Origin of the sequence: Nguyenibacter vanlangensis (assembly GCF_013376155.1) — a bacterium.
Classification (GTDB): domain Bacteria; phylum Pseudomonadota; class Alphaproteobacteria; order Acetobacterales; family Acetobacteraceae; genus Gluconacetobacter; species Gluconacetobacter vanlangensis.
The window spans coordinates 1-1,518 of record NZ_JABXXP010000665.1 but is presented as its reverse complement, the minus strand read 5'-3'; the positions used below and the strand labels follow the sequence as shown (position 1 = coordinate 1,518).

Here is a 1,518-nt window from a genome sequence, read left to right as displayed (position 1 = left end):
AGGATGGCCCCGTCCTGCCCCAGGCTGACGGCGACCATGCGGGCCGCGCCCCGGCGCATCAGCTCCGCGATCTCCATCGCCACCCCGTTGGCGTCCCTGACCGGATGGCCCACCAGCGATTCCAGCTCGCCATGGCTCAGCTTCAGCAGCGCGACGTCGGGGCCGATCGCCGCGTGCAGGGCCGGGCCCGAGGTGTCGATGGCGAATTGCCGTCCATGCGCCGCGGCGATGCGGCCGACACGCGCATAGAAATCATCGGGCACGCCGCGCGGCAGGCTGCCGCTGGCCACGATCCAGCCGGCATCGATCCCGTGCAGCAGGTCCAGGCTGTTGCGCCATTCCGCCTCCGCGATCAGCGGCCCTTCGGACACGAAGCGATATTCCAGCCGGGTCGCGCGCTCCTGCACGTTCAGGCAGATCCGGGTGCGGCCGCCGATCGGCAACCCCCGCCAGGGCACCTCCGCCTGGTCGAGCAGCTCCTCGACCAGCCGGCCGGTGACGCCGCCGGTCATGATCACGGCCAGGGCCTCGCCGCCCAGTTCGTGGACGACGCGCGCGACATTGATGCCGCCTCCGCCGGGGTCCAGCCGCTCGTCCGTGGTGCGGATCTTGTGCGTGGGGCGGATTTCGGCGGCGACGCAGGCCACGTCCACGGCAGGATTCAGCGTCAATGTCGCGATGACCTGGGTTGCGATGACCTGGGTCGCGATGATCTGGGACATATCCGGCATCCATCGGTCAGGATCTGCTCTACGCCGCGCGGCTCTCGTTCTCCTCCGCCTGGCGGACGATCTCCATGGTGCGCAGCAGGCTCGACGGATTGACGCTCAGCGAGTCGATGCCGATCGCCACCAGATAGCGCGCGATCTCGGGATAATTGGCCGGCGCCTCGCCGCAGATTCCGATCTTGCGGCCATTGCGCCGGGCGCCGGTCACGGCCAGGCGCAGCATTTCCAGCATGCCGGGGTCGCGTTCGTCGAAATCGAACGCGACCAGGTCGGAATCCCGGTCCACCCCCAGCGTCAATTGCGTCAGATCGTTCGACCCGATCGAAAATCCGTCGAATTCGGCGGCAAAGGAATCGATCTGGATGACGTTGTTGGGGATCTCGCACATCATGTAGATCTCCAGCCCGTCCCTGCCGCGCGTCAGCCCGTGTTCGCGCATCGCCGCCAGCACGCGCTCGGCTTCCTCGACCCGCCGGCAGAACGGCACCATGACGATCAGGTTGGTCAGGCCCATCGCGCCGCGCACCCGCGCCAGGGCCGCGCATTCCAGGGCGAACCCGTCGGCATAGGCCGGATGGGCATAGCGTGCCGCGCCGCGAAACCCGATCATCGGATTGGCCTCCGTGGGCTCGAACACCTGCCCGCCGATCAGCGCCGCATATTCGTTGGTCTTGAAATCCGACAGCCGCACGATGACCGGCCGGGGGTAGAAGGCGGCGGCGATCGTGCCGACCCCCTCGGCCAGCGTCCGCACGAAATAGTCGCCCGGCGACGGGCTGGGGGCGGTGCG

General features: G+C 68.6%; 2 protein-coding genes. Both read right to left on the bottom strand.

All coding sequences use genetic code 11. From position 1 onward, the window contains the following. The coding region (locus HUK84_RS17820; RefSeq protein WP_176641442.1) for a 1-phosphofructokinase family hexose kinase at positions 1 to 722 on the bottom strand (722 nt) is incomplete at its 3' end. Positions 723 to 750: 28 nt separating this feature from the next. Further along, the coding region (locus HUK84_RS17815; protein WP_317135310.1) for a putative PEP-binding protein at positions 751 to 1,518 on the bottom strand (768 nt) is incomplete at its 5' end.